The organism is Streptomyces sp. NPDC094143 (genome assembly GCF_040303825.1).
In the GTDB taxonomy this organism is placed as follows: Bacteria; Actinomycetota; Actinomycetes; order Streptomycetales; family Streptomycetaceae; genus Streptomyces.
Window position 1 is genome coordinate 180,183 of record NZ_JBEOTZ010000011.1, and the last position, 26,239, is coordinate 206,421.

Consider the following 26,239-nt stretch of genomic DNA (forward strand, 5'->3'; position numbering starts at 1 on the left):
AGGGAGCAACAAAGGGGGTCACAGGTGGCGGCGGCGGCCGGCCACCTGGCGGTCGTAGCGCTCGCGGGCCTCGACGGCGGCCTCGCGGGCGGCGGTCTCGGCGACCGGCACGTCCCACCAGGCCTCCGCCGGGGGAGCGGTCGGCGACGGGTCGGTCTCGACGTACACGCACGTCGGCCGGCCGGAGGCGCGGGCCGTCGCCAGGGCCTCGCGCAGCTCGCGCACCGTCTTGGCGCGCAGCACGTCCATGCCGAGGCTCGCGGCGTTCGCGGCCAGGTCGACGGGGAGCGGGGCGCCGGTGAAGGTGCCGTCGGCGGCCCGGAAGCGGTAGGCGGTGCCGAAGCGCTCACCGCCCGTCTCCTGTGACAGGCCGCCGATGGACGCGTAGCCGTGGTTCTGGATGAGGACGATGTTGAGCGGCAGGCCCTCCTGGACGGCCGTGACGATCTCCGTCGGCATCATCAGGTAGGTGCCGTCGCCGACCAGCGCCCACACCGGCGTGCCCGGCGCCGCCTGCTGGACGCCGATGCCGGCCGGGATCTCGTAGCCCATGCAGGAGTAGCCGTACTCCAGGTGGTACTGGCGCGGGCTGCGCGAGCGCCACAGCTTGTGCAGGTCGCCGGGGAGCGAACCGGCCGCGTTGATCACCACGTCGTCGTCGCCGACGACGGCGTCCAGCGCGCCGAGCACCTGCGTCTGGGTCGGGACGGCGCTGTCGTCGCCGGCGCGGTAGGCGGCCTCGACGACCTCGTCCCAGCGGTCCTTGCCGGCGCGGTACTCGGCCGCGTACTCCCGGCTCACCCGGTGGCCTGCGAGTGCCTCGAGGAGCCGTTCGAGACCCGTCCTCGCGTCGCAGACCAGGGTGCGCGCCGCGAGCTTGTGCGCGTCGAAGCCGGTGATGTTGAGGTTGAGGAACCGCACGTCCGGGTTCTGGAAGAGCGTGCCGGAGGCGGTGGTGAAGTCGGTGTAGCGGGTGCCGACGCCGATCACGAGGTCGGCCGTGCGGGCGAGGTCGTCGCTGACCGCCGTGCCGGTGTGGCCGATGCCGCCGAGGTCGGCGGGGTGGTCGTGGCGCAGTGATCCCTTGCCCGCCTGGGTCGAGGCGACGGGGATGCCGGTGGCGTCCACGAACGCCTTCAGCGCCTCCTCGGCCTCGCTGTGGTGGACGCCGCCGCCCGCCACGATCAGCGGCCGCGCGGCCGACCGGATCGCCTCCACGGCCGCCGACAGCTCCACCGGGTCGGGCGCGGGACGCCGTACGGACCACACGCGCTCGGCGAAGAACTCCTCCGGCCAGTCGTACGCCTCCGCCTGCACGTCCTGGGGGAGGGCGAGGGTGACGGCGCCGGTCTCGGCCGGGTCGGCCAGCACGCGCATCGCCTGGAGCGCCGAGGGGATCAGCGCCTCGGGGCGGGTGACGCGGTCGAAGTAGCGCGAGACCGGGCGCAGGGTGTCGTTGACCGACACGTCCGCCTCGACCGGGTGCTCCAGCTGCTGCAGCAGCGGGTCGGCGGAGTGCGAGGCGAAGTAGTCGCCGGGCAGGAGCAGCACCGGCAGGCGGTTGATCGTCGCGAGCGCGGCGCCGGTGACCAGGTTGGTGGCGCCCGGGCCGATGGAGGTCGTCACGGCCTGCGCGGACAGGCGGTTGAGCTGCCGGGCGTAGCCGACCGCCGCGTGCACCATCGACTGCTCGTTGCGGCCCTGGTGGAACGGCATCACCTCGGCGTACTCGACCAGCGCCTGGCCGACCCCGGCGACGTTGCCGTGGCCGAAGATGCCCCAGGTGCCCGCGATCAGCCGGCGGCGCACGCCGTCGCGCTCGGTGTACTGGGCGGACAGGAACCGCACCAGGGCCTGGGCGGTGGTCAGTCGGCGGGTGCGGGCGCTCATGCGGAGATCTCCGGGGCGGTGTAGAGGGGGAGGCGGGGATCGACCGGCTGGTCCGGCCAGGTGTCGCGGACCCAGGCGTGGTCGGGGTGGTCGCAGATCAGCCAGGCGCGCTCGGCCTCCGGGCCCGCCATGACGTTGAGGTAGTACATGTGGTGGCCGGGGGTGGCCATCGACGGGCCGTGCCAGCCGTCCGGGATCAGGACGACGTCCCCGTCGCGGACCTCGGCCAGCACGTCGGTGTCGCGGCCGGGGCCGGAGGGGGTCACGCGCTGGTAGCCGAGGCCGGGGACACCGTCGTGCCCGGCGAACTCGAAGTAGTAGATCTCCTCCAGCACGGACTCCTCGCCCGGCCGGTGCTCGTCGTGCTTGTGCGGCGGGAACGACGACCAGTTGCCGCCCGGGGTGATCACCTCGACCGCGATGAGCTTGTCGCACTCGAAGACCCCGGCCGCGCCGAAGTTGTTGACCTGCCGCGAGCAGTTCCCGGTGCCGCGCAGCTCCACGGGGACCTCGGAGGCCGGGCCGTAGCGGGCGGGCAGACGGCGGGAGCAGCGCGCGCCGGTCAGCGCGAACCGGCCGCCGCCCGCCGAGGTCACGGTCGTGCGGGCGTCGCGCGGCACGTAGGCGAAGTCGCTCACCGCGCTGAACACGTCGGGGCGGCCGTGCAGGTCGAAGGTGTCCTGGCCGAGGTCGTCGGCGGACGCGACCGTGCAGGCACCGCTCAGCGGGACGACGATCCACTCGCTGTCGCCGGTGTCGAAGGTGTGGGAGCCGCCCGGCGGCAGCTGAAGCACCCGCAGGCTCGAGTGGCCCCAGCCGGCCTTCTCGGGCGTGACGTCGACGGTGTAGGGGCCGCCGAGTGCCTTGCCGACGGGAAGGTGGTACGTCATGGCATCCTCCGGGATCACAACAGGCCGACGGCCGTGTCCACCGCTTGCTCCACACTGCCCTCGGCCGGGTAGAGCAGCGACCTCCCGACGACCATGCCCTGGACGGTGGGCAGGCGCAGGGCCTTGCGCCAGCGTTCGTAGGCGCCCTCCTGGTCGTCGCCGACCTCACCGCCGAGCAGCACGACGGGCAGTGTGGAGGTCTCCAGGACCTCGGCCATGTCGTCCGGGTCGTCGGTGACGGGGAGCTTCAGCCAGGTGTAGGCGGAGGTGCCGCCCAGGCCCGAGGCGATGGCGATCGACTTGGTGACGGCCTCGGCGGACAGGTCGTTGCGGACCCTGCCGTCGACGCGCCGGGAGAGGAACGGCTCGACGAACAGCGGCAGGCGCAGGGCCGCCATGGCGTCGATGGCCCGCGCGGTGGACTCCAGCGTGGTCAGCGAGCCCGGATCGTCGTAGTCGATGCGGACCAGCAGTTTGCCCGCGTCGAAGCGGAGCCGGGCGATGTCCTCGGCGCGGTGGCCGGTGAAGCGGTCGTCCATCTCGAAGGCGGCCCCGGCGAGGCCGCCGCGGTTCATCGAGCCCATGACGACCTTGTTCTCCAGCACGCCGAGCAGGAGCAGGTCCTCCAGGATGTCGGCGGTGGCGAGCACCCCGTCGACGCCGGGCCGCGACAGCGCGGTGCACAGGCGCTGGAGCAGGTCCGCGCGGTTGGCCATGGCCAGGCGCCGGTCGCCCACGCCCAGGGCGCCGCGCGCCGGGTGGTCGGCGGCCACGATCATCAGCCGGCCGCTGTCGCCGATCAGCGGGCGGCGCGCCCGGCGGGCGGCCGCCTCGGCGACGGCCTCGGGGTGCCGGGCTCGCACCGTGGCGAGGTCGGGGATGCCGATGTTCAAGGAAGACTCCGTTTCAGTGGCTCGGGCTCGGCGCCGGCACCCCGGCGAGGAGGTCCTGGACCTCGGACTCGGTGGGCATCGCGGAGGAGCAGGCGAGGCGGGAGGCGACGAGGGCTCCGGCGGCGTTGGCGTGGCGCATGGTCCGCTCCAGGTCCCAGCCGGCGAGCAGCCCGTGGCAGAGAGAGCCGCCGAAGGCGTCGCCCGCCCCCAGCCCGTTCACGACCTCGACCGGCACCGGCGGCACCTCGGCCCGGGTGCCGTCCCGGTGCACGGCCAGCACGCCCTTGGGGCCCTGTTTGACGACGGCCAGCTCCACGCCCGCCTCCAGCAGGGCGTCCGCGCAGGCCTGCGGTTCGCGCACGCCGGTGGCGATCTCGCACTCGTCGAGGTTGCCGACCGCGACCGTGGCGTGGCGCAGGGCCTCGCGGTAGTAGGGGCGGGCCTGTTCCGGGTCGCGCCAGAACATCGGGCGCCAGTCCAGGTCGAAGACGGTGGTGCCGGCCTTGTCACGGGCCTTGAGGGCGGCGAGCGTGGCGGAGCGGCTGGGCTCCTCGCTCAGGCCGGTGCCGGTGATCCAGAAGATCCGGGCCCCGCGGACGGCGGAGAGATCCAGCTCGTCGGTGTGGATCTCCAGGTCCGGGGCCTTGGGGCGGCGGTAGAAGTACAGGGGGAAGTCGTCCGGCGGGAAGATCTCGCAGAAGGTGACCGGCGTCGGGTGGGCGGCGACCGGGGTGACCCAGCGGTCGTCGACGCCGAAGCCCTTCAGCTCCTGGTGCAGGTACGTGCCGAAGGGGTCGTCGCCGGTGCGTGTGATCACCGCCGTACGGCGTCCGAGCCGGGCGGCGGCGACCGCCACGTTGGCCGCGGAACCTCCCAGGAACTTGCCGAAGGTCTCCACGTCGGCCAGCGGGACGCCGGTCTGCAGGGGATACAGGTCGACTCCGATGCGGCCCATCGTGATCACATCGAAATACTGTGCCGGCCCGGCCATGCGTGACCTCCTGGGGAAGCTGGGGATGCGGGTCCCGGGACGCCCTGACACCGTGGGGGCGTGGCGGAACGGGACCTGACGCCTCCCAGGTGTAGGTCCCGGAGGGCGGGCTGTCAATACTTTGTACTTACATTCGGACCTGCTCGTGAAATGATGTCTTAACAAAGTATTGACAGCGGGCGCGGCAGGGACTTGTATCCCGTGCCATCGCAACAGTCGGTTTGCGGCATCATGATCCGGACTCCGTAAGGCTCCGGGACCACGGATCCCTTCGTGATCCCTTCCTTTCCCCGCAGTAGCACAGTGAGGTGCCAGGAAAGATGGACCGCTCTTCTCACCCCCGCTCTCGCAGGTTCGCGCCCGTCGTCGCCGTCGCCGCGGCAGCGGCCCTGACCCTCGCCGGCTGCTCCAGCGGTTCGGGGGGCAAGAAGTCCGAGGAAGGCGGCGCGAACGCCTCGGCCGGCAAGGCCACCACGCCGCGCATGACCGTCGCCCTGGTCACCCACCAGGCGCCCGGTGACACCTTCTGGGACACCGTCCGCAAGGGCGCCGAGGCCGCGGCCGCCAAGGACAACATCAAGCTCATCTACTCCGCCGACCCGAATGCGGGCAACCAGGCCAACCTGGTGCAGAACGCCATCGACCAGAAGGTCGACGGCATCGCGGTCACGCTCGCCAAGCCGGACGCGCTCAAGGGGGTCGTCGGCAAGGCGGAGAAGGCCGGCATACCCGTGGTCGGCCTCAACTCCGGCCTGAGCGACTGGAAGAACCTCAACCTGCTGGAGTTCTTCGGCCAGGACGAGTCCGTCGCGGGCGAGGCCTTCGGCAAGAAGCTGAACGAGGTCGGCGCCAAGAAGGTCCTCTGCGTCATGCAGGAGCAGGGCAACGTCGGCCTGACGCAGCGCTGCGACGGCGTGGCCAAGACCTTCGAGGGCACGGTCGACCCGCAGAACGTCAACGGCACCGACATGCCGTCCGTGAAGTCGACGATCACCGCCAAGCTCAAGCAGGACCCGTCGATCGACTACGTCGTCACCCTCGGCGCTCCCTTCGCGCTGACCGCGGTCCAGTCGGTCTCCGACGCCGGCAGCAAGGCGAAGATCGCCACCTTCGACCTCAACAAGGACCTGATCAAGTCGATCAAGGCCGGCGACATCCAGTTCGCCGTCGACCAGCAGCCCTACCTGCAGGGCTACCTGGCCGTCGACGGCCTGTGGCTCTACAAGAACAACGGCAACTACAGCGGCGGCGGCGAGCAGCCCGTGCTGACCGGCCCGGCCTTCGTCGACAAGTCCAACGTCGACCGGATCGGGGAGTTCGCCGCGAAGGGCACCCGGTGATGAGCATGACCCAGCAGGCCACGCCGGCGGTGGACACACCGCCGGCCCCCGGCCCCAGGCAGTCCGACGGCCGGACCCGCCAGCGCCCGCTCGCGCTGCGGCTGCTCGCCCGGCCCGAGGTCGGCGTCTTCCTCGGCGCCGTCGCCGTGCTCGTGTTCTTCCTGTTCGCCGCGCCGCCGGTGCGCGACGGCAGCTCGATGGCCAACATCCTCTACCAGTCGTCGACCATTGGGATCATGGCGCTGCCCGTGGCCCTGCTGATGATCGGCGGCGAGTTCGACCTGTCGGCCGGTGTCGCCGTGATCACCTCGGCGCTGACCGCGTCGATGCTCAGCTACCAGCTGACCATGAACGTCTGGGTCGGCGTGATCGTCGCCCTGCTCGTCTCGCTCGCGATCGGCGCCTTCAACGGCTGGCTGCTGGTCAAGACCGGCCTGCCGAGCTTCCTGGTCACGCTGGGCACCTTCCTGATCCTCCAGGGCGTGAACCTGGCGATCACCAAGCTCGTCACGGGCAACGTCGCCACCGACGACATCAGCGACATGGACGGCTTCGCCCAGGCGCAGAAGCTCTTCGCCTCGACGTTCGAGGTCGGCGGGGTCAACGTCAAGATCACCGTCGTGTGGTGGCTGGTCTTCGCCGCCCTGGCGACCTGGGTGCTGCTGCGCACCAGGTACGGCAACTGGATCTTCGCCGTCGGCGGCAACAAGGACTCCGCCCGGGCCGTCGGCGTGCCCGTCACCTTCACCAAGATCTCCCTGTTCATGCTGGTCGGCTTCGGCGCCTGGTTCGTCGGCATGCACCAGCTGTTCTCCTTCAACACCGTGCAGTCCGGCGAGGGCGTGGGCCAGGAGCTCATCTACATCGCCGCGGCCGTCATCGGCGGCTGCCTGCTCACCGGTGGCTACGGCTCCGCGATCGGCCCGGTCTTCGGCGCCTTCATGTTCGGCATGGTGCAGCAGGGCATCGTCTACGCCGGCTGGAACCCCGACTGGTTCAAGGCCTTCCTCGGCGTGATGCTCCTCGGCGCCGTCCTCATCAATCTGTGGGTCCAGCGCACGGCGACCCGGAGGTGACCGCGATGACCAGCAACGAAACCGGCACCCACGGTGCCGTCCTGAAGGACACCCCGGCCGAGGGCCGCCCCCTGGTCGAACTGCGTGGCGCGGGCAAGTCCTACGGCAACATCCGCGCCCTGCACGGCGTCGACCTGGAGGTGTACCCCGGCAAGGTCACCTGCGTCCTCGGCGACAACGGCGCCGGCAAGTCCACCCTCATCAAGATCGTCTCGGGGCTGCATCAGCACACCGAGGGCGAGTTCCTCGTCGACGGCGAACCGGTGCGCTTCTCCACCCCGCGCGAGGCCCTCGACAAGGGCATCGCCACCGTCTACCAGGACCTCGCCGTCGTCCCGCTGATGCCGGTGTGGCGCAACTTCTTCCTCGGCTCCGAGATGACCAAGGGCCCCTGGCCCGTGCGCCGTCTCGACATCGACCGGATGAAGAAGACCGCCGACGAAGAGCTGCGCAACATGGGCATCGTCCTGGACGACCTGGAGCAGCCCATCGGCACGCTCTCCGGCGGCCAGCGCCAGTGCGTCGCCATCGCCCGCGCCGTCTACTTCGGCGCCCGCGTCCTCATCCTGGACGAGCCGACCGCCGCCCTCGGCGTCAAGCAGTCCGGCGTGGTGCTGAAGTACATCGCCGCCGCCCGCGAGAAGGGCCTCGGCGTCATCTTCATCACGCACAACCCCCACCACGCCTACATGGTCGGCGACCACTTCAGCGTGCTGCGCCTGGGCACGATGGAGCTGTCCGCCTCCCGCAGCGAGGTCAGCCTCGAAGAGCTGACCAACCACATGGCCGGCGGTGCCGAACTGGCCTCCCTCAAGCACGAGTTGGCGCAGGTCCGCGGCGTCGACGTCGAAGGGCTCCCCGAGGAGGGGGACCTCACCGCTCCCGTAGCCACGTCTTCGGAAGGAAAGTCCTGACATGGCGCTCGCGCTCGACCGTATCCGGGTCGGCTCCGCCCCCGACTCCTGGGGCGTCTGGTTCCCCGACGACCCCCGGCAGGTGCCCTGGGAACGCTTCCTCGACGAGGTCGCCGAGGCCGGCTACTCCTGGATAGAACTCGGCCCCTACGGCTACCTGCCCACCGACCCGGCCCGCCTCACCGAGGAGGTGGCCAAGCGGAACCTGCAGGTCTCCGCGGGCACGATCTTCTGCGGACTGCACCGCGGCCCCTCCGAGTGGGACTCCACCTGGGAGCAGGTCAGCCGGGTCGCCGCCCTCACCCAGGCCATGGACGCGAAGCACCTGGTCGTCATCCCCTCCTTCTGGCGGGACGACAAGACCGCCGAGATCCTGGAGCCCCCGGAGCTCACCACCGAGCAGTGGCGCGACCTCACCACCGGCATGGAGCGCCTCGGCCGCGAGGTGAAGGACCGCTACGGCCTGGACATCGTCGTCCACCCGCACGCCGACACCCACATCGACACCGAGGAGCACGTCGAGCGGTTCCTCGACTCGACCGACTCCGACCACGTCAACCTCTGCCTGGACACCGGGCACTACGCCTACTGCGGCGGCGACAGCGTCAAGCTGATCGAGACCTACGGCGAGCGCATCGGCTACCTGCACCTGAAGCAGGTCGACCCGGAGATCCTCGCGGACGTCGTCAAGAACGAGGTCCCGTTCGGCCCGGCCGTCGCGCGCGGTGTGATGTGCGAACCGCCCGCCGGCGTCCCGGAGCTGGGCCCCGTCCTCGCGGCCGCCCAGAAGCTCGGCGTGGACCTCTTCGCCATCGTCGAGCAGGACATGTACCCGTGCGAGCCGGACAAGCCGCTGCCGATCGCGGTGCGCACCCGCAAGTTCCTGAGGTCCTGCGGCGCCTGACGACCCGAAAGGACGGCCATGACCGAGCGCGCCACTGTGGGAGTCGCAGTCGTCGGTACGGGCAGGATGGGCGCCGACCATGTGCGCCGCATCCACGAAGTCACCAGCGGGGCACGGGTGGTGGCCGTCGCCGACGTCGACGCGGAGCGCGCGAAGGCCGTCGCCGCCCGCGTCGACGGCTGCACCGCCCACACCGACCCGGCCGCCGCGCTGGCGGCGGACGGCGTCGACGCCGTCCTGATCGCCTCCCCGGGCCCGGCCCACGAAGCCACCCTGCTCGCCGCCTTCGAGCGCGATCTGCCCGTACTGTGCGAGAAGCCGCTCACCCCCGACGCGGCCTCCGCCCTGCGTGTCCTCGAAGCCGAACAGCGCCTCGGCCACCGCCGGGTCCAGGTCGGCTTCATGCGCCGCTACGACCCCGAGTACGCCAAGCTGAAGGCCCTGCTGGCGACCGGACAGCTGGGTCGTCCGCTGATGCTGCACAACCGGCACCGCAACGTCGCCAGCCCGCCCTTCTTCACCAGCTCCATGCTCGTCACCGACTCCGTCGCCCACGAGGCCGACGCGACGCGCTGGCTGCTGGACCACGAGATCACCGCCGTCACGGTGCTGCGCCCCACCCCCTCCGCCAGCGCCCCGGACGGCTTGCAGGACCCGCAGTTCGTCGTCTTCGAGACCGACGGGGGCGCCCTCAGCGACGTCGAGATCTTCGTCAACTGCGGCTTCGGCTACCAGGTCCAGGCCGAGCTGGTCTGCGAGCGCGGCACCGCCCGCATCGGCGACGGCCACGCCCTGGTCACCCACATGGCCGGCCGCTGGGGCGGCACGATCGCCCAGGACTGGACGGAACGCTTCGAGACGGCCTACGACCGCGAGGTCCAGGCCTGGATCGACGCCACCCGCCGCGGCGTGGTCACCGGCCCGAGCGCCTGGGACGGCTACGCCGCGACGGCGGTGTGCGAGGCGGGCGTGCGGGCGCTGCGGGACGGCGGCCGGGTGGAGGTCGATCTGGTGGAAAGACCCGAACTGTACGCGTGAGAAGGGGCCCCTGGGACGTCCCCGGGACCCCTTCGGGCTGCGGTGCCTCAGATCCGGGTACGCGGCCGGGGCTCGAACCCGGCCTTTCGGTAGCAGGCGTCGATGAGCCGCAACGTCGCCACCGCGTCGTTGGCGTCCAGCGGCAGGGACGCCCCCTCGCGCACCCCGGCGGCGAACGCCTCCAGCTGGTACGTGTACGACGAGCGGATGCCGAGGTGCTCGGTGCGCTCGCCCCGCGCCGTGCGGACCACGACGCGGTCGTCCAGCCGGGGCAGGACGAAGTTCGGGGCCGTCGCCTCGCCCCGGGAGCCGACGATCCGAAGGCTCATGTCGAGCCCGCCGTACGCCATGTGGCAGCGGGCCGCACCGGTCGCCCCGCCGGGGAACTCCAGGTCGGCGTCCAGCCACTCGTCGACACCGGGGGCACCCGCGCGTTCCCCGGCCCGGGACGCCGTCAGCCGGGGCGCGCCGCCCGCCCAGGGGGCCAGCATGCGCAGGGCGTGCAGGCCGTAGCAGCCGAGGTCCATCAGGGCGCCGCCGGCCAGCGGCAGCGACCAGCGCGGGTCGTCCTGCGCCGGCGCGGCGATCGCGACCATGGCCTCGACGTGCCGCAGTTCGCCGAGTTCGCCCGAGGCCAGCAGCTCGTGCAGCCGGCGGGTGACCGGGTGGAAGAGGTAGTGGAACGCCTCCATGAAGACCGTCCCGGCCCGCTCGGCGGCGGCTCGCACCTCCGCCGCCTCCTCGGCGTTGCTCGCCGAGGGCTTCTCCGACAGCACGTGCTTGCCCGCCGCGAGGGCGGCGAGGTTCCACGGGCCGTGCAGACCGTTGGCGAGCGGGTTGTAGACGACGTCGATCTCCGGATCGGCCACCAGCTCGGCGTACGAGGACGCCACCCGTTCCACGCCGTGCCGGGCGGCGAAGACCTCGGCCCGGGAGCGGTCGCGGGCGGCCACCGCGACGAGGCGGTGGCCGGTCGCCCGGACCGGGTCGATCAGGGAGCGTTCGGTGATGCGCGCGGCTCCCAGCACACCGATGCGCAGGGGATCCCGGCCCGGGCCGCTCATGCCTGCCGCACCTCCGCGATCGTCACGGGGCGGCGCTCGTGCAGCGACAGGGTGCACGCGTCGGCGATCCAGCCCGCCTCCAGGGCGTCCTCGATGGTGCAGGGGGACGGGCGGGTGCCGGCCACGACCTCGGTGAACGCGGTCAGTTCGGCGCGGTAGGCCGCGGTGAAACGGTCCATGAAGAAGTCGTGCGGGGTGCCCGCCGGGAAGGTCACGCCCGGTTCGACCGAGCGCAGCGGCAGTTTGTCCTCCAAGCCGACGGCGATGGAGTCCTCGAAGCCGTGGATCTCCATGCGGACGTCGTAACCCCGTCCGTTGTGACGGGAGTTGGAGACCACCGCGAGCGTGCCGTCGTCGAGGGTGAGGATCGCGCCGGTGGTGTCGGCGTCACCCGCCTCCCTGATGTACCCGGCGCCGCGGTTGCCGCCCACGGCGTACACCTCGCTCACCTCGCGCCCGGTCACCCAGCGGATGATGTCGAAGTCGTGCACCGAGCAGTCGCGGAAGATGCCGCCGGAGGCGGCGATGTACGCGGCGGGCGGCGGCGCCGGGTCCAGCGTGGTCGAGCGGACCGTGTGCAGGGTGCCCAGCTCACCGCTGCGCACGGCGGCACGGGCGTTGACGAAACCGGCGTCGAAACGGCGGTTGTACCCGATCTGGATCGGCACGTCCGTGCCCTGGACGGCCTTGAGCACCTCGACGCCCTCGGCCATGGTCCGGGCGACGGGCTTCTCGCAGAAGACCGGGACCCCGGCCTCGACCCCGGCCAGGATCAGCGCGGGGTGGGCGTCCGTGGCGGCCGCGACGACGATCCCGTCGACCCCGGCGGCCAGCAGCGCCTCCGGCGAGTCGACGACATCGGCCCCGAACCGCTCGGCGGCGGCCTTGGCGGCGTCGGCGAACGGGTCGGTCACGACGAGGGAGTCGACCGCGTCGAGGCCGGAGAGGGTCTCGGCGTGGAAGGCGCCGATGCGGCCGAGGCCGAGGATTCCGATACGCATGGGTGTTGCTCCTGGAGAGGGTGGGTGTCGTGCGGGGGTGTTCAGTCCAGTCCGCCGAGGACGTTCTGGTCCCAGTCGATGACCGACCCGGTGACCACGCCGGACCGGTCGGACAGCAGGAAGACCACGAAGTCGGCGATCTCGTCGGGCTGTCCCAGCTTGCCCATGGGCAGCTTCGCGGCGGCCTCCTCGCGCCAGTCGTCCCCGGCCCCGTGGAACGTCTTCTGCGTGGCGTCCTCGCCCTCGGTCGCCGTCCAGCCGATGTTGAGGCCGTTGATCCGCACCCGGTCCCAGCGGTGGGCGTGCGCGGCGTTGCGGGTCAGGCCGATCAGCCCGGCCTTGGCGGCGACGTACGGCGCGAGGAAGGGCTGCCCGCCGTGCGCCGACGACGTGATGATGTTGACGACCGTGCCGGGCGCCCGGCGTGCCACCATGTCCGCGACCGCCGCCTGCATCGCGAAGAACGGCGCCTTCAGGTTGATCGCGATGTGCTGGTCGAACAGTTCCGGCGTGGTGTCGAGCAGCGTCCCGCGGGACGTCAGCCCCGCGGAGTTGACCAGGCAGTCGACCCGGCCGTACGCGTCGACCACCCGGGCCACGGCCGCCTTCGCCTGCCCGGCGTCGGCGAGGTCGGCGCGGACGAACATCGCCTTGGCCCCGGCGGCGGTCAGCTCCGCCACCAGCGCCTCGCCCGGCTGTGGACGCCGCCCGGTGACGGCCACGACCGCCCCCTCGCGGGCCGCGGCCCGCGCGATCGCGGCACCCACCCCCTGGCTGCCGCCGTTGACCAGGACGACCTTGTCGTCGAGAAGTCCCATGGAGTTCCTCAGCTCTCTCGTCGTTCGGCGGCGGCCCGCAGCTCCGCCCGGAACGCCTGCGGCGTCCACCCCTCGCGCAGCGCCCGCCGCATCAGGTCCGCCTGGGAGAGCGGGGCCAGTCCGTCGAGCGGCGGATCGCTGTCGAGGTTGGTCGGGAAGGGGTAGCCCTCGGCGCTCGCCGCGACCACGTTGTCGAGCCACGCCTGGTCGGCGCCCTCGGCCTTGCGCCTGAGCAGGACGGGATACACGGCGTTCGCCACGGCCTGCCGGTCCACCGTCTCCATCGCGCGGCCGAACGCCGACGACACCTGCAGCAGGTTGGCCATGCGGCGGATGTCCGCCGAGTGGTTGGTGCCGGCCGCGTGGAACAGCGCGGGGTTGAAGAACACCGCGTCGCCCTTGGCCAGCGGCAGCTGCACGTACCGTGCCTCGAAGTACGCCCGGAACTCGGGCAGCCGCCAGGCGAGGTAGCCCGGCTCGTACTTCTGCGAGTGCGGCAGGTACATCGTCGGCCCGGACTCCACTGGCATGTCGCAGTGGGCGACCGCGCCCTGGAGGGTCAGCACCGGGGAGAGGCGGTGCACGTGCGCGGGGTAGGCGGCGGCGACGTCGTTCGACAGGAAGCCGAGGTGGTAGTCGCGGTGCACCGTCTGCGCGGCGCCACCCGGGTTGACCACGTTGAGCTGGGAGGTGACCTGGTAGCCGGGGCCCAGCCAGGCCGTGCAGACCAGGGCGAGGATGTCGTTGGCGTAGTAGTCGGCGAACGCCTCCGCGTCGTACAGGGCGGCCTTCTCCAGGGCGTTCCACACCCGGTCGTTGGCGCCGGGCCTGGCGAAGTGGTCGCCGGCCGTGGCGCCCGAGGCGCGCTGTTCGGCGATGAGCCCCTCGAACACCGCGGTCGCCCGGTCCACGACCTCCGGGTCGGGAAAGGCGCCGCGGAAGACGACGATGCCGGGGCCGTCGGCGAGGGCCCGCACCAGTTCGGCCTGGACCACGCGGTCGCCTTCGAGGAGGCCGCAGTCGTAGACCGGCACGTTCCGCTCGACGGCCACGGCGTGCGGATAGTCGTCGGGATCGGTCGCCTGCTCGACCAGCGCGCGGAACGCGTCGAGGTCGCAGTCCTGCTCGGAGAGCCAGGCGCGGCGGTGTACGGAAGTGAAGGACATCGTCGTCCCTTCAGGGGTCACGGAGCGACGCAGCCCTGTCATTCTTGTCAGTACAAACCCCTCGAACAACCAGCAGCGACCCATCAAAAACCCCTCAAGGAGCCGAGGCGTGGGACACCCCTTCCCGATCCGCGAGATCGCACGTCAGGCGGGTCTGAGCGAGGCGACCGTGGACCGGGTCCTGAACGGCAGGGGAGGCGTGCGCGAGAGCACCGCGCGCGAGGTCCACCAGGCCATCGCGGACCTGGACCGGCAGCGCACCCAGGTCCGGCTCGTCGGCCGGACGTTCATGGTCGACCTCGTGATGCAGGCGCCCGAACGCTTCACCACCGCCATTCGGGCCGCCCTGGAGGCCGAGCTGCCGGCGCTGCACCCGGCGGTGCTGCGCTCCCGCTTCCACTTGCGCGAGACGGGCCCGGTCGGAGCGCTGGTGCGGACCCTGGACCGGATCGCCCGGCGCGGCTCGCAGGGGGTGATCCTCAAGGCGCCGGACGTCCCCGAGGTCACCGCCGCGGTCGGCCGGCTCGCCGCCGCCGGGATACCGGTCGTGACCCTGGTGACCGACCTGCCGTCCAGCGCCCGCCTCGCCTACGTGGGCATCGACGACCGGGCGGCGGGAGCGACGGCCGCGTACCTCATGGGGCAGTGGCTGGGGGAGCGGCCGGGCAACATCCTCACCAGCCTCAGCAGTGGCTTCTTCCGCAACGAGGAGGAGCGCGAGATGGGCTTCCGCAGCGCCATGCGCGCCCGGCACCCCGAGCGCACGCTGGTCGAGATCGCCGAGGGACAGGGCCTGGACGCCACCCAGTACGACCTGGTCCGGGCCGCCCTGGAACGCGACCCGGACATCCGCGCCGTCTACTCGATCGGCGGCGGCAACATCGCCACGCTGCGGGCCTTCGACGACCTCGGCCGCGACTGCGCCGTTTTCGTCGCGCACGACCTGGACCACGACAACACCCGGCTGCTGCGCGAGCACCGGCTGTCGGCCGTGCTCCACCACGACCTGCGCCAGGACGTGCGCGAGGCCTGCCACACCGTCATGCGCGCGCACGGCGCCCTGCCCCCGGCCGGCCCGACGCTTCCGTCGGCGATCCAGGTGGTGACGCCGTACAACATGCCACCGCAGGCGGCCGTGTGATCCGGGGACGGGACCGGGCGCGGGGCAGGGGCAGCGCAGGCCCCGGCCCCTGCCGTCGGGCCCATGTGGACCTCACGCCGCCGCCTGCCGCGCGGCCCTGCGCGAGCTGCTCCCGGCCGGGTACGCGCGAGCGGTCGCCGCTCCCGGCGCCTTCCGCCTGGCGGTGCCGCCGTCCTGGCCAGGCGCCCCGGGCCGCGCCACGACCGGCCCCGGGATCAGGGGGAGGCGGCTCGCCCCGCTCCAGGCGAAGGTCTGCCGGGCCGGCGGCTCCAGACCCGGGCCTGACGGCGGGGATCACGCCGGCCCGTCCACCCGCTCCCAGGCACCGCTGTGCGCCGACCGCGCCATGGCGTCCAGCGCGGCCGCGCTGTGCACGGCGTCGGCGAGCGTCGCCCCGTGGGGGGTGCCCTCGGCGACCGACCGCAGGAAGCGGTACGCCTCGATGACCTTCAGGTCGTCGTACCCCATGGCGTTCGCCGCGCCCGGCTGGAACGCGGCGAACTCGCCGTGGCCCGGGCCCACGTAGACCGTGCTGACCGACTGGTCCTGGTACGTCGTGCCGCGGCTGATCCCCAGCTCGTTCATGCGCCGGAAGTCCCAGAAGACCGCTCCCTCGGTGCCGTGCACCTCGAAGCCGTAGTTGTTCTGCTCGCCGACCGAGACCCGGCAGGCCTCCAGCACGCCGCGCGCACCGGAGGCGAAGCGGAGCAGACAGCCGACGTAGTCCTCGTTCTCGACCGGGCCGAGCTCACCGCCCGTGGCGCGGCTGTGGCCCGCCGTCGCGCCGGCCGGGCGGGCCCGCTCCGGGAGGAAGATCGCCGTGTCCGCCGTGAGGGACGTGATGTCGCCGAGGAGGAACCGGGCCAGGTCCGCCCCGTGCGAGGCCAGGTCGCCCAGCACCCCGCTGCCCCCGCGCTCCCGCTCGTAGCGCCAGGTCAGCGCGCCCTCCGGGTGGGCCGCGTAGTCGCTGAACAGCCGCACGCGCACATGCGTGACCGTGCCGAGCTCCCCGGAGGCGATCAGCTCGCGGGCCGCCTCGACGGCCGGCGCGTTGCGGTAGTTGAAGCCGACCGCGCCCTGCACGCCCGCCTCGGCCACCGCGTCCGCCACCGCGCGGGCGTCCGCGGCGGTCAGGCCGACCGGCTTCTCGATCCAGACGTGCTTGCCCGCCCGGGCCATGGCGACGCCGATCTCGCGGTGCAGGAAGTTCGGCGCGGTGATGCTGACCGCCCGCACCCGCGGGTCGGCGGCCACCTCGCGCCAGTCGCGGGTGGTGGAGGCGAACCCGAACTGCGCGGCGGCCTCCTCCGCCCGGCCCGGCACCTCCTCGGCGACCGTCACCAGCTCCGGGACGAGAGGCAGTCGCGGATAGTGGTGCCGCACACGCGCGTACGCCTGGGTGTGCACCCGCCCCATCCAGCCGAATCCGACGACGGCGACGCCGAGCGTGTCCACCATGAGAGCCCCTCTTTGGACCGTTCCAGAACCTGTCCGGGCCACCCTCGGTGCGTGTTCCCGGCGCTGTCAACCCTTTGACAAGCACACGGGGGTCATGGAACGGTCCACGGCATGAGACCACCGACCATCCGAGACGTCGCCGAACGGGCCGGCGTCTCCAAGTCGCTGGTCTCCCTCGTGCTGCGCGGCTCCGAGCAGGTGCGCCCCGGGAAACGGGACGCCGTCCTGCGGGCCGCCCGGGAACTGGGCTACCGGCCCAACGCCGCCGCGCGCTCCCTCAGCGAACGGCGCACCCGCACCGTCGGCGTCCTCCTCAACGACCTGCGCAACCCCTGGTTCGTGGACCTCCTCGACGGCCTGAACTCCCTCCTGCACGCGCACGGCCTGCACATGCTGCTGGCCGACGCCCGCCTGAACCGCCGCACCGGGCAGGACCCGGCCGACCCGCTGCTCGACCTGCGCGTCGACGGCCTGGTCGTGGTCGGCACCCTGCCCGACCCGGCGGCCCTCGGCACGGTCGCCGAGCGGATGCCGGTCGTGCTGGCCGGTGCCCGCGAGCCGGTGCCGCCCGGCGTGGACCAGGTCGCCGGCGACGACGAGCGGGGCGCCCGGCTGGTGACCGAGCACCTCATCGGACTCGGTCACCGCCGCATCGCGCACCTCGCGGGCTTCGGTGCGGTGGGCGAACTGCGCCGCCGCAGCTTCGAGGCGACGATGCGGGCGCACGGCCTGGCGGACCGGGCCGTCGTCGAGTCCGGCGACATGACCGAGGAGGGCGGCTACCGCGCGACCGTCCGCCTGCTCAGCCGCCCCGACCGGCCCACCGCAGTCTTCGCCGTCAACGACATCACCTGCGTGGGCGCCCTCTCCGCCGCCGAGGAACTCGGACTGCGCGTACCGCGCGACCTCTCCCTCGTCGGCTACGACGACACGAGCCTGTCCCGGCTGCGCCACCTGTGGCTCACCACGGTCGACAACGCCGGGCACGACGTCGGCCGCCGGGCGGCCCGCTTCCTCCTCGACCGGCTGGATCGGCCCGGGGGAGAGGGGCGGGTCCAGCTGGCCGCGCCGACGCTCCAGGTCCGTGGGACGACCGGGCCGCCGGCCGGCACGGCGTCCGGCGGCTGAGGGGGCGAGCGGCCGACCGCCGTGCGGGGCACGCCGGACCCGGCTCATGGCGAGCAGGACGCCAGGCGCCGCCGGACCGGGTGCGGCGGTCGTGCCGCACGGCACGACCGGAGGACAGCGCGCCGCCGCACCGCGGTGGTGAAGCGTCCGGCGGCCCACCCCGTATGACGATCTACGCGACCCTCTCGATCACGCTCGGCGCCCGACAGCCGCGCCGCCACCGTCGGCTAGACACCGGCAGGGCCGCTTCGGCGCCGTCTGCGGCCGTGGCGCGGCGGGCGGTCGCTCGCCGCCGACCGGGGCACCGGCGCCTCACCGCCTTCGCGCCGGCGGGCGTGAGTTCCCTGGGCTCCATCGGCCTGGCCGCGGTCCGTGGCGCGCGGCGGACGGCCGGGGACAGCGCGGAGCGGACACCGATCGGCGCGCGACTGATGGCGTGCGCCGCCGCACAGGGCGCGCACGGACATCGGCCGGCGCGTCAGCGCGCGGCCGGTGTTCCGTCCCGCCGTACGCCCTGGTCGGATGCGCCTCTGGAGCCCGCTTATGGTGTGCGGCATATGCCCGGCAGCGGATGCCGGGCGTCCGAGTGCGAAGGGGGCCACGGGGTGGACGAGGCGGGGGACCGGCGTGTCCGGCGGGCCGACGCGGCCGGGGGTGCCGTCACGGCGCTCCTCGCGGTGGCGGCCTGCGCCGGACACGCCACCAAGGCGGAACTGCCCTGGTGGGCCGTCCTCGCGGTCGCCGTGTCGACGGCGGGGCTGGCCGGCTGGACCGGCGCGCGGATGGGCGGCCGGCGCGGCCCCCGCGACGAACCCCTGCCACCCGTCGAGCACGTGCCGGCCCACCCCGTGCCCGGCGCCGCCCACCCGGAGCACCTCACCGCCCCGGGGCCCGCGCGGCTGACCCCCCCTTCCCGTATGCGGTAGGGTTGACCTGCGCGATCACGCGGTTCACCCCGCGCGAGACGCATCGGGACGTGGCGCAGCTTGGTAGCGCACTTGACTGGGGGTCAAGGGGTCGCAGGTTCAAATCCTGTCGTCCCGACTTGCTGAGACAGCGGGTCGCGAGGCCGTACCGGGTGTTGCCGGTACGGCCTTTCGCTCATGGCCGGTCAGACGCTCCCGGCCATGAGCCGTCGACCCCCAGCGCCACCAGCCGCAGATCCGGCTCCGGCCCGGCCGCGGCCCCTCGCGCCCCGAGCCCGGGCGGCTCGTGCGCGGTCCGTTCCGCGATGCGTTCCACGTAGGCGCGCACGGACATCCCCTCGGCCGCGGCCACCGCCGCCAGGCGGTCGTACGCGGACGCCGAGATGGTCAGGTCCCTCGTCTCAGGCACCGGTGGCCTGCCTCCCCTCCGCCAGCAGGTCGAGCAACTCCCCGGCCCACGACGGGTCGTAGCGGTCGAGGCGCGGCACGCCCCCCTCGTTCGGGTCCTTCGTCCACTCGACGTGCGCACCCGGGTTGTGGGCCGCGTACCCTCCCGGCGCGAACAGGTGAGGGCTGCCCTGGACATCCGGTCCCTGGGCGACGCGGAACTGCTCGTGGATCTCGGCGCGGCCGGCGCCGCGCTCCAGGGCGCGGGCCAGCGCCTGCTCGTCCACGTGCTCGCACCGCGCGGCGACGTCGAGGATCTCCGAGGGGATGCTGACGCACCGGCTCTCGACGTAGAACGCGTGCCGCAGGCCGGCGTCCAGTTCGTCGCTGCCGCGCAGGCCGCCGACGGACGGGTCCTTCGCGGCCTGGACCGCCTCCATCGCCGGCAGCATCGTCGACGGGTAGTCGTACTCCCGCCCCGCCCACAGGCGCCAGCCGAGGTCGGGACGGTGCGCGGAGATCACCACGATCTCGGGCTCCACGATGAACTTGGGCGTCGGCTGGTGGTTGAACAGCTCCAGGGGGAACGCCCGGTGGTCGATCAGGAGGTCCTGCCCGCGGTCCCGGGCCGTGGTGCGCAGCGTGTGCAGGGCGAGGGAGGCCCAGGGGCACCCCAGATCCGACCAGACGGTGACGGGTCGTGGCTCCGGGGCAGCGCTCATGGTGTCCTCCTTGGTAGCGGGACCACACCGGGGTCCCCGTCGCGTGTGCCGAGGCATGGAACTCCATGGTGACGCGCCTGCGGCGCCCGGCGCCCGATGCCGGTGTCACTCTGTCAACTCCCCCCGACAGGGGCCCCGGACACGGCCACCGCGGACCGTGCGGTGGTCCGGACACATCCTGAACGCAGTGTTCCGGATCGGGCCGCCGGGGCAGAGGGACGCGATGGTGGCCCGGCCACCGCCGCCCGTCACAAGTCCTGTGCTCCGTGTACCTGGGACCCGCGCCCCGCCTGCCCGCACAGTGGACGGGCAGCCCTTCGGATCGTCTTCGTCTACTCCCGATGGAGGGTCCGTTCATGAGTGTGGTCGTGCTGAGCCCTGACCAAGCACAGAGTCCGACCATGCACGAGCCGTCGTACGCCTCTCCGTGCGCCGTGTCACTGCCGGAGATGTGTTCACTGCTGTTCGCCTCCCTGCCCCGCAGCGACCAACGTCGCAAGGGCATGGAGTACATACGTGGTTTGCTGGAGGTGAGGGGACGCAAGTCGATACGGAACATCGCCGCGCTTGTCGGAGGACAGGCGACGGAACAGAGCCTGCACCACTTCATCAGCGATTCGAGTTGGGAGTGGGGGCCGGTGCGCCGGGCACTGGCCCGGTACGTGGTGAGTGTGGCCCCGCCACAGGCGTGGGTGGTGCGCCCCATGGTGATCCCCAAGGCCGGGCGGCACTCCGTCGGAGTGGAGCGCCGCTTCTTCCCGGAACACGGCCAGATGCTCAACGCACAGCAGGCCGTGGGCGTATGGGCGGTCTGCGAGGAGACGAGCGTGCCGGTCAACTGGCGCCTGCAGCTCTCCCCGTCCTGGTTCGCCGAGGACCGTCGGCGCCGTGCCTCCATCCCGGACGACGCGTCGGCCGAGACCCTCGGCGAATGCGCACTCCAGGCCTTCCTGGAGGCGGCCGCGTGGCGGCTGCCGCCCCGCCCCGTGGTGATGGACGCCCGCGGCGGTGACGTCGCCTCGACCGTGTCGCGGCTCCTGGACCGGGGCATGCCGATGATGCTCAGGGTGGACGACACCCTGCGGCTGTCGGTCACGGACCCCGCGCTCAAGGGCTTCGACGCCGTCCCCCGGTCGGTACGCCAGATCATGGGCGCGAGCCGGGGCCTGCAGCGGCCGGTGGTGTGGCCGGACGACAGCATGGGGACGGTCAGGCGCTCCGGGCTCGTCACCGCCGTACGGGTGGCGCTGCCCGGGCCTTCGCGCCGGCGGACCGGAACGGGGCCCTGTGACCTGCTCCTGCTCGGGGTGGGGAACAACGACCGGAGCCGGCCGCGGGACGTGTGGCTGACGGACCTGACGTCGGTTCCGCCCGCGTTCCTGATGCGGCTGCGAGGGATGGTCCGCCGGGTGGACCAGGACTTCGCCCGGGGCGCCGACCAGGTGGGGATCCGCGACTTCGCCGGACGCTCCTACCGCGGCTGGCACCGGCACGTCACCCTCGCGTCGGCCGCGCACGCCCTGGCGGCCCTGGGCGACACCGAGGACGGCGCACTCGACTATGCGTCCTGATCCCCGGCCGGCTCCCCGCGCTCCCCCAGCACCCGCCTTATCCGGGACATCCTCAGCGCGAGCTGGATCTCCAGGGCACGTTCGGGCCGCTGCCAGTCGGAGCCGATCAGGTCACCGATGCGCTCCAGCCGGCGGGCCACGGTGTTGGGGTGCACGTGGAGCTTCTCGGCCGCGTACGTGGGGCTCCCCCCGGTGTCGAAGTAGGCGTCCAGCGTGCGGACCAGCTCCGTCAGGCGCTGCTCGTCGTAGTCGAGCACCGCTCCTATGGTGCTCTGGATGAACCTTTCGGCGTCCACCTGCTCCGACAGCAGCAGACCCACGAACCCCATCTCGTGGGTCGAGGCCGAGGTACCGGTGGCGCCGAGGGCGGTCATCGCGTCCAGGCAGCGTGCCGCTTCCCGGTACCCGTGGAGGACCGCACCGGGGTCCGACACGGGTCCGGAGCCGCTGACCGTGGGCGGACCGCCGGGCAGGGACGACAGCTCGTCGTGCACCGTCCGGGCGGCGTCGCCCGGGTCGGTGCCCGGCAGCAACAGCACGATGTCGCCCTCGTGCGTCGTCTGGAGCCCGTTCATCCGGCGCGCGCACGACGACGCCCGGGTCACCGCATGCGCCTGCGGGTCCCCCGCGACGCGGGCGACGACGACCACGTGCGGCTGATCCAGGCCGATGCCGAGCCGGCGGGCGCGCCGCTCCAGCACGTCCCGGGGCCGGGGCACACTGATCAGCAGGTCCCCGAGCAGTTCGTCGCGGAACTGCCCCTCCACGACCGTGCCGCCGCCCTCCTGCAAGGACAGCAGCACGGCGGCGGCCCGGGCCGCGTGCCGCAGCAGTTCCGCGGTGTCGCCGGAGAGCGCGGGACCGGCCTGCACGTACAGGGCGCCCAGATGGTGACTGCCGGCCAGGACCGGCACGGACCAGATGCCGTAGTCCAGGAGGGCGGGTGAGGGATCCAGCAGGGTCCCGGTGTCCTCCGCGGCGCGGGCGAACTCCTCGCGGGTGCGCCCGGACAGGGCCCCGGAGGCGGCGATCGCCGTGCCGTGCGGACCGCACAGCAGCACCGGGGCACCCAGTCTGCGACGGCACTCCTCGACCAGCAGCTGCGGATCACAGCCACCGAGGACCAGGTCCAGCAGCGCCCCCTGCGCCGCGGCCAGCGCGCGCGCCTCGTCCCCCGCGGCCTCCGCGCGCAGCACCCGCTCGCGCAGGGCCGACATCTCCGCGACCGTCTCGTCCAGGTACACGGCGCGGTCCAGCGCCACACCGCCGATCTCGGCGAGCATGTTCACCAGCGCTATCTCGTCGGCGGAGAAATGGCGCACACTGCGGTCCGCCACGTGCAGGGTCCCGACGGTGACCGCGCGGCTCAACGGCACGGCGAGAACGGCGTGCAGCCCCTCGGCGCTGATCCACTGATCGAGCTCGTGGGCGTGCCGGAAGCTGTCGTCCGTCAGGTAGTCGGAGGTCCACAGCGGCGCGCGATGCGCCCGTACGGCGGCCGCGAGTCCCGCTCCCTTCGGTAATCGCAGCCGGGCGTTGAGCATCGTGACGTGGCCGTCGAGCGAGTGCAGCCGGAACCCTCCGTCGTCCTCGGCGGCGGGCAGGGTGACCCAGGAGACGTCGGCGCCGAGCAGCAGCCGCGCCCGGCGGGTGATGATCTTGAGGGTGTCCTCGACGGTGTGCGGACTGGCCAGGTCGGCGGCGGTGTCGACGAGCGCGGCGAGGGCTGCGCTCCACTGCTGACGGCGCTCCAGCCGGGCCTGGATGCCCAGGGCCAGCCGTCTGGTCTGTTCCACCATGCGCAGGTCGGCGCCGGTCACGCCCTGTCTTCGGGCCTCCTCGACCACCGCTTCGAAGCGGTTCGCCGGCCCCTCACCCGCCAGGAGGTCCAGCAGCGCCAGCACGGCCGCCACCGATGCGTCCTTCTTCTGCGACACGAGGCCCTCCGGTGTCTCGTTCCCCAACCGCCGGCAGTGACGGTGCACGACGGCCGAGTCGCACGGACCGCGGCCTACCGGCGCAGCGGGAGGACTCCCGCGTGCATTCCGCGAGCCGTGCCCGCGAACCGGGAGCCGCAGCCTCTCCCCCCCCACATGGTCACCTGGTGGCCTGCGGCCCGGACCGGTGCCGGCCGACAACCGGGCAGACGCACTGTCCTTTCGCGAACCCCGCTGGCGATTATGCCAGTTGACGCATGTGGAGGTGCTTCGGAAAACGCGGTGTGCGCCGTCACACCCACGGGGTGTGACGGCGCACCCGGACCGGACGCCGGCGGTCAGAGCGCCAGGAGCGAGACGATGGCGGGCCCGAACGCCGCACCCAGCAGATAGGACAGGTTGAACATGCCGATGGCCGGGGGGCGTTGATCGTCGGGAACGGCCGAGGCGGCGTGCACCGCGAACGCTCCCTGGCCCGAGGCCGCCGCGATCGACGTCAGGGCCTGAGCGGCCAGCAGGACCGCGGCGGACGTGCCGACGAAGGCCAGCACCGCTCCGAGCACGGCGAGGGTGACCAGCGCGCTGATCACGGTCCGGCGTCCCGTCCGCGCCGACACCGCCACGACGAACCAGGACAGGGCGCCGCCCAGCAGCAGCGGCCACACCATGGCGACGCCGATCTCACTGGTGGACCACGTCGTGTGGTCCTCCAGCCGCTCCGGAATCGCGTACATCATGCCGAAGTTGACCACCGCCAGGCACAGCGCGAGGCCCGCCGAGACCAGGAAGCCCGGGTTGCGGACCAGGACGGCGGGGACGAAGCCCCGCGGCCGCGCGCGCACGTGGGCCGCCAGCAGCCCCGCGGCGAGGACGGAGCACACACCGGCCACCAGCGGCTGGTGCGGCACGAACACCAACGCGGTGACCAGCGCGGTCAGCAGCACCGCGCCCAGCGGGTCGAACGGCTCCCGGGTGACCGGGGCGCCGTGCGCGCACCGGGCCACGGCGAAGGGCACGGCCACCGCACTGAGCACCGGCAGCGCGAGGGTGGCCTGCCAGGACAGCACGTCGTTGACGAGGGAACCGGCCAGCGGGGCCGTCGAACCCACCACGGCGAGCGAGGCGGTGACCAGCCCCATGGCGCGCGGCGAGCCGGCGAGGCTCATGGCCGTCGCCGTGAGACCGGCCGTGCCCAGACCCATCAGGGCGGTGCCCAGGACGAGGACCGGCAGCACGGGTATCCCGGCCACCAGGCCCGCCCCCAGCAGGACGAGCACACCGCACACGGTCAGCGCGGCGCGCGCCCCCCGGCGGTCCAGCAGCCCGGCCAGCAGGGGGGTGCCGACCGCTATGCCCCAGCCGAACGCGGTCACGGTCCAGGTGGCGGTGCCGGTCGAGACGCCGAGGTCCCTCGCGGCGTCGTCCAGGACCAGGGCCGGGCCCGCGATGCCGAAGGACAGCGGGCCCGCCATGAGGGCAAGCCAGAGGGCCGCGGCTCCGTGGAACGGGCCGCGGGCTTCGTTTTCGTGAGGTTTCCTGCCCGGCGCGGCGGGACCCGGGGCGCCGGACTCGGCGAGTGAGTTGCTCATCTGCTGCTCCCTGAGCGGTCGTTCGTCGCTGGACCACCCTGGCCCGGTCCGGCGTGCAGCCCTTCGGGGGAGAAGGCGCCGGCCGGGCCAGGGAGCCGGGGAACGGGCGGTGCGGAAGCGGGGCGGGACGGGCCGGGCCGGGCGCCGACCGCGTGCCCCGCTGCCGCCTGCCCGGTCGGTCAGCTGTCCAGCGTCGGGTAGTCGGTGTAGCCCCGGTGGTCGCCTCCGTAGAAGGTCTCCGGGTCGGGGGTGTTGAACGGGCCGCCGGCCTTGATCCGCTCGGGCAGGTCGGGGTTGGCGAGCCACAGCGAGCCGATGCTCACCGCGTCGCACAGGCCCTCCTCCAGCACCGCCCGGGCGGCCTCGGGCGTCACCGCTTCCTCCTCGCCCGTGGCGTGCGGGTTGAGGATCAGCACTCCGGGCCATTCCTGCCGGATCAGCTTCGTGACGTCACGGCCGCCGAACTCCATCAGGTGGACGTAGGCCAGGTTGAGCGGCGCCAGGGCCCGGATCAGGGCCCGGTACAGCGTGGCCGGGTCGCTCTCCTCGATGCCGTTGCTCGTGTTGGCGGGGGAGAGGCGGATGCCGACCCGCTCGGGGCCGATGGCGTCGGAGACCGCCTGGGCGACCTCGACGGCGAAGCGGATGCGGTTGTCGACGCTGCCGCCGTAGGCGTCGGTGCGGAGGTTGGTGTTGTCGGCGAGGAACTGGTGGATCAGGTAGCCGTTGGCGCCGTGCAGCTCCACACCGTCGAACCCGGCGTCCATCGCGTACTTGGCGGCGGAGATGTGGTCCTCGACCGCCCGGGCGATGTCCTCCAGGTCCATGGCCTTGGGCGTGGGGTGGTCCAGCATGCCGTCCGGCGTGTACATCCGGCCGCCCGAGGCCACCGCCGAGGGGGCCAGGGGCAGTGCGCCGTCCGGGTAGAGGCTCGGGTGCCCGATGCGGCCGGAGTGCATGATCTGCACGAAGATCCGGCCCTGCCTGTCGTGCACCGCGTCGGTCACCCGGCGCCATGCCTCCGCCTGCTCGGGCGTGTGCACACCCGGGGTGTCGATGTATCCCTGCCCGATCACGCAGGGCTGCGTGCCCTCGGTGATGATGAGACCCGCTCCGGCGCGCTGTGCGTAGTACTCGGCCGCCAGCGGGGTCTGCACGCCGTCCCTGGCCCGGCTGCGCGTCATCGGCGCCATGACGAGCCGGTTGGGCAGCGTCAGCTTTCCCAGGGGCAGCGGTTCGAAAAGGTGGCTCACGATCTCCTCCATCGGGGAACCGGCTTGTTCCACACCGTAGGAAGGGGGGCGGCCGGGCCGAATCAGTAAGATTTCTGAAACCGGATACGTACTTAGGCACGGCCTGCCTACCGATGGGCCGCGTCACGGGGAGTGGGGGCAC

23 protein-coding genes and 1 tRNA gene are annotated in these 26,239 nt (G+C 72.8%); 10 read left to right on the forward strand and 14 right to left on the reverse strand.

What is annotated here, in order from left to right; all coding sequences use genetic code 11:
* Positions 1–18 precede the first annotated feature (18 nt).
* Genes iolD through iolC form a run of 4 tightly spaced genes read right to left on the reverse strand, consistent with a single transcriptional unit; the run spans position 19 to position 4,664 of the window.
* Complete coding sequence (gene iolD, locus ABTZ58_RS17210) at positions 19–1,890, reverse strand: 3D-(3,5/4)-trihydroxycyclohexane-1,2-dione acylhydrolase (decyclizing) (RefSeq protein ID WP_351356588.1); 1,872 nt, start codon at positions 1,888–1,890, stop codon at positions 19–21.
* A complete protein-coding gene (gene iolB, locus ABTZ58_RS17215) occupies positions 1,887–2,780 on the reverse strand; it encodes a 5-deoxy-glucuronate isomerase (protein ID WP_351356591.1) in 894 nt (297 codons plus the stop codon). The genes iolD and iolB overlap by 4 nt, the downstream gene beginning before the upstream one ends.
* Positions 2,781–2,794: 14 nt before the next feature.
* On the reverse strand, positions 2,795–3,673 hold the full coding sequence (locus tag ABTZ58_RS17220) for a Cgl0159 family (beta/alpha)8-fold protein (protein WP_351356594.1): 879 nt from the start codon (positions 3,671–3,673) through the stop codon (positions 2,795–2,797).
* A gap of 13 nt (positions 3,674–3,686) precedes the next feature.
* The gene (gene iolC / locus ABTZ58_RS17225) at positions 3,687–4,664 is read right to left on the reverse strand and encodes a 5-dehydro-2-deoxygluconokinase (protein ID WP_351356597.1); all 978 of its coding nucleotides are present in this window, start codon (positions 4,662–4,664) and stop codon (positions 3,687–3,689) included.
* A 320-nt stretch (positions 4,665–4,984) separates the two neighbouring features.
* Between iolC and ABTZ58_RS17230 the strand changes: the two genes are divergently transcribed.
* The 5 genes from ABTZ58_RS17230 to ABTZ58_RS17250 are packed head-to-tail and all read left to right on the forward strand — an operon-like array spanning position 4,985 to position 9,936.
* Positions 4,985–6,004, forward strand: a complete 1,020-nt coding sequence (locus tag ABTZ58_RS17230) for a sugar ABC transporter substrate-binding protein (RefSeq protein WP_351356600.1) — start codon at positions 4,985–4,987, stop codon at positions 6,002–6,004.
* Complete coding sequence (locus ABTZ58_RS17235) at positions 6,004–7,080, forward strand: ABC transporter permease (protein ID WP_351356603.1); 1,077 nt, start codon at positions 6,004–6,006, stop codon at positions 7,078–7,080. Before ABTZ58_RS17230 ends, ABTZ58_RS17235 begins: the two co-directional genes overlap by 1 nt.
* Before the next feature lie 5 nt (positions 7,081–7,085).
* Positions 7,086–7,994, forward strand: a complete 909-nt coding sequence (locus ABTZ58_RS17240) for an ATP-binding cassette domain-containing protein (protein WP_351356606.1) — start codon at positions 7,086–7,088, stop codon at positions 7,992–7,994.
* A gap of 1 nt (position 7,995) precedes the next feature.
* Entirely contained in the window at positions 7,996–8,898 is a 903-nt protein-coding gene (locus tag ABTZ58_RS17245; protein ID WP_351356609.1) for a sugar phosphate isomerase/epimerase family protein, read from the forward strand.
* 18 nt (positions 8,899–8,916) lie between these two features.
* Complete coding sequence (locus ABTZ58_RS17250; RefSeq protein ID WP_351356612.1) at positions 8,917–9,936, forward strand: Gfo/Idh/MocA family protein; 1,020 nt, start codon at positions 8,917–8,919, stop codon at positions 9,934–9,936.
* Positions 9,937–9,983: 47 nt separating this feature from the next.
* On the opposite strand, the gene ABTZ58_RS17255 is transcribed toward ABTZ58_RS17250, so the two are convergent.
* From ABTZ58_RS17255 to ABTZ58_RS17270, 4 genes are read right to left on the reverse strand one after another with little or no spacing between them, the layout of a single operon-like run.
* Positions 9,984–11,000 carry a Gfo/Idh/MocA family protein gene (locus ABTZ58_RS17255; protein WP_351356615.1) on the reverse strand — a complete coding sequence of 339 codons (1,017 nt, stop codon included), beginning with the start codon at positions 10,998–11,000 and terminating at the stop codon, positions 9,984–9,986.
* Positions 10,997–12,001 carry a Gfo/Idh/MocA family protein gene (locus tag ABTZ58_RS17260; RefSeq protein WP_351356618.1) on the reverse strand — a complete coding sequence of 335 codons (1,005 nt, stop codon included), beginning with the start codon at positions 11,999–12,001 and terminating at the stop codon, positions 10,997–10,999. Before ABTZ58_RS17260 ends, ABTZ58_RS17255 begins: the two co-directional genes overlap by 4 nt.
* 41 nt (positions 12,002–12,042) lie before the next feature.
* Entirely contained in the window at positions 12,043–12,819 is a 777-nt protein-coding gene (locus tag ABTZ58_RS17265) for an SDR family oxidoreductase (RefSeq protein WP_351356621.1), read from the reverse strand.
* Between the two features lie 8 nt (positions 12,820–12,827).
* Positions 12,828–13,985 (reverse strand): phytanoyl-CoA dioxygenase family protein, encoded by a 1,158-nt coding sequence (locus ABTZ58_RS17270; protein WP_351356624.1) that lies wholly within the window; start codon positions 13,983–13,985, stop codon positions 12,828–12,830.
* 109 nt (positions 13,986–14,094) lie between these two features.
* On the opposite strand from ABTZ58_RS17270, the gene ABTZ58_RS17275 reads away from it, so the two are divergent.
* Complete coding sequence (locus ABTZ58_RS17275; protein ID WP_351356627.1) at positions 14,095–15,126, forward strand: LacI family DNA-binding transcriptional regulator; 1,032 nt, start codon at positions 14,095–14,097, stop codon at positions 15,124–15,126.
* Positions 15,127–15,420: 294 nt separating this feature from the next.
* On the opposite strand, the gene ABTZ58_RS17280 is transcribed toward ABTZ58_RS17275, so the two are convergent.
* A complete protein-coding gene (locus tag ABTZ58_RS17280; protein ID WP_351356630.1) occupies positions 15,421–16,584 on the reverse strand; it encodes a Gfo/Idh/MocA family protein in 1,164 nt (387 codons plus the stop codon).
* A gap of 111 nt (positions 16,585–16,695) precedes the next feature.
* Here ABTZ58_RS17280 and ABTZ58_RS17285 point away from each other — a divergent pair, with 111 nt between their 5' ends.
* The 3 genes from ABTZ58_RS17285 to ABTZ58_RS17295 all read left to right on the forward strand — a co-directional run bounded on the left by ABTZ58_RS17285 (position 16,696) and on the right by ABTZ58_RS17295 (position 18,756).
* Complete coding sequence (locus ABTZ58_RS17285; protein ID WP_351356633.1) at positions 16,696–17,712, forward strand: LacI family DNA-binding transcriptional regulator; 1,017 nt, start codon at positions 16,696–16,698, stop codon at positions 17,710–17,712.
* Between the two features lie 605 nt (positions 17,713–18,317).
* Positions 18,318–18,638 (forward strand): hypothetical protein, encoded by a 321-nt coding sequence (locus ABTZ58_RS17290; protein ID WP_351356637.1) that lies wholly within the window; start codon positions 18,318–18,320, stop codon positions 18,636–18,638.
* A 44-nt stretch (positions 18,639–18,682) separates the two neighbouring features.
* Positions 18,683–18,756 (forward strand) — tRNA-Pro (locus tag ABTZ58_RS17295).
* A gap of 57 nt (positions 18,757–18,813) precedes the next feature.
* Here ABTZ58_RS17295 and ABTZ58_RS17300 read toward each other — a convergent pair.
* Both ABTZ58_RS17300 and ABTZ58_RS17305 read right to left on the reverse strand, forming a co-directional pair.
* Entirely contained in the window at positions 18,814–19,047 is a 234-nt protein-coding gene (locus ABTZ58_RS17300; protein ID WP_351356640.1) for a hypothetical protein, read from the reverse strand.
* Positions 19,040–19,747, reverse strand: a complete 708-nt coding sequence (locus ABTZ58_RS17305; RefSeq protein WP_351356643.1) for a DsbA family oxidoreductase — start codon at positions 19,745–19,747, stop codon at positions 19,040–19,042. Before ABTZ58_RS17305 ends, ABTZ58_RS17300 begins: the two co-directional genes overlap by 8 nt.
* 356 nt (positions 19,748–20,103) lie before the next feature.
* Between ABTZ58_RS17305 and ABTZ58_RS17310 the strand changes: the two genes are divergently transcribed.
* Complete coding sequence (locus tag ABTZ58_RS17310) at positions 20,104–21,318, forward strand: IS701 family transposase (RefSeq protein WP_502996082.1); 1,215 nt, start codon at positions 20,104–20,106, stop codon at positions 21,316–21,318.
* Here ABTZ58_RS17310 and ABTZ58_RS17315 read toward each other — a convergent pair.
* The 3 genes from ABTZ58_RS17315 to ABTZ58_RS17325 all read right to left on the reverse strand — a co-directional run bounded on the left by ABTZ58_RS17315 (position 21,306) and on the right by ABTZ58_RS17325 (position 26,109).
* Positions 21,306–23,255: a helix-turn-helix domain-containing protein gene (locus tag ABTZ58_RS17315; protein ID WP_351356649.1), complete on the reverse strand. Its 1,950-nt coding sequence runs from the start codon at positions 23,253–23,255 to the stop codon at positions 21,306–21,308. The two genes, ABTZ58_RS17310 and ABTZ58_RS17315, sit on opposite strands and share 13 nt — an antisense overlap.
* Before the next feature lie 338 nt (positions 23,256–23,593).
* Positions 23,594–24,844: an MFS transporter gene (locus ABTZ58_RS17320; protein WP_351356652.1), complete on the reverse strand. Its 1,251-nt coding sequence runs from the start codon at positions 24,842–24,844 to the stop codon at positions 23,594–23,596.
* A gap of 179 nt (positions 24,845–25,023) precedes the next feature.
* The gene (locus ABTZ58_RS17325) at positions 25,024–26,109 is read right to left on the reverse strand and encodes an alkene reductase (protein WP_351356655.1); all 1,086 of its coding nucleotides are present in this window, start codon (positions 26,107–26,109) and stop codon (positions 25,024–25,026) included.
* Positions 26,110–26,239 lie beyond the last annotated feature (130 nt).

Excerpts from the sequence above, each read along its gene's own strand:
- ABTZ58_RS17310 (WP_502996082.1), top strand. The coding sequence starts at position 20,104 with ATGAGTGTGGTCGTGCTGAGCCCTGACCAAGCACAGAGTCCGACCATG.
- ABTZ58_RS17265 (WP_351356621.1), bottom strand. The coding sequence starts at position 12,819 with ATGGGACTTCTCGACGACAAGGTCGTCCTGGTCAACGGCGGCAGCCAG.
- ABTZ58_RS17280 (WP_351356630.1), bottom strand. The coding sequence starts at position 16,584 with ATGGTGGACACGCTCGGCGTCGCCGTCGTCGGATTCGGCTGGATGGGG.
- ABTZ58_RS17250 (WP_351356612.1), top strand. The coding sequence starts at position 8,917 with ATGACCGAGCGCGCCACTGTGGGAGTCGCAGTCGTCGGTACGGGCAGG.
- ABTZ58_RS17285 (WP_351356633.1), top strand. The coding sequence starts at position 16,696 with ATGAGACCACCGACCATCCGAGACGTCGCCGAACGGGCCGGCGTCTCC.
- iolD (WP_351356588.1), bottom strand. The coding sequence starts at position 1,890 with ATGAGCGCCCGCACCCGCCGACTGACCACCGCCCAGGCCCTGGTGCGG.
- ABTZ58_RS17255 (WP_351356615.1), bottom strand. The coding sequence starts at position 11,000 with ATGAGCGGCCCGGGCCGGGATCCCCTGCGCATCGGTGTGCTGGGAGCC.
- ABTZ58_RS17230 (WP_351356600.1), top strand. The coding sequence starts at position 4,985 with ATGGACCGCTCTTCTCACCCCCGCTCTCGCAGGTTCGCGCCCGTCGTC.
- ABTZ58_RS17305 (WP_351356643.1), bottom strand. The coding sequence starts at position 19,747 with ATGAGCGCTGCCCCGGAGCCACGACCCGTCACCGTCTGGTCGGATCTG.
- iolC (WP_351356597.1), bottom strand. The coding sequence starts at position 4,664 with ATGGCCGGGCCGGCACAGTATTTCGATGTGATCACGATGGGCCGCATC.
- iolB (WP_351356591.1), bottom strand. The coding sequence starts at position 2,780 with ATGACGTACCACCTTCCCGTCGGCAAGGCACTCGGCGGCCCCTACACC.
- ABTZ58_RS17325 (WP_351356655.1), bottom strand. The coding sequence starts at position 26,109 with ATGGAGGAGATCGTGAGCCACCTTTTCGAACCGCTGCCCCTGGGAAAG.
- ABTZ58_RS17245 (WP_351356609.1), top strand. The coding sequence starts at position 7,996 with ATGGCGCTCGCGCTCGACCGTATCCGGGTCGGCTCCGCCCCCGACTCC.
- ABTZ58_RS17320 (WP_351356652.1), bottom strand. The coding sequence starts at position 24,844 with ATGAGCAACTCACTCGCCGAGTCCGGCGCCCCGGGTCCCGCCGCGCCG.
- ABTZ58_RS17260 (WP_351356618.1), bottom strand. The coding sequence starts at position 12,001 with ATGCGTATCGGAATCCTCGGCCTCGGCCGCATCGGCGCCTTCCACGCC.
- ABTZ58_RS17235 (WP_351356603.1), top strand. The coding sequence starts at position 6,004 with ATGAGCATGACCCAGCAGGCCACGCCGGCGGTGGACACACCGCCGGCC.
- ABTZ58_RS17240 (WP_351356606.1), top strand. The coding sequence starts at position 7,086 with ATGACCAGCAACGAAACCGGCACCCACGGTGCCGTCCTGAAGGACACC.
- ABTZ58_RS17270 (WP_351356624.1), bottom strand. The coding sequence starts at position 13,985 with ATGTCCTTCACTTCCGTACACCGCCGCGCCTGGCTCTCCGAGCAGGAC.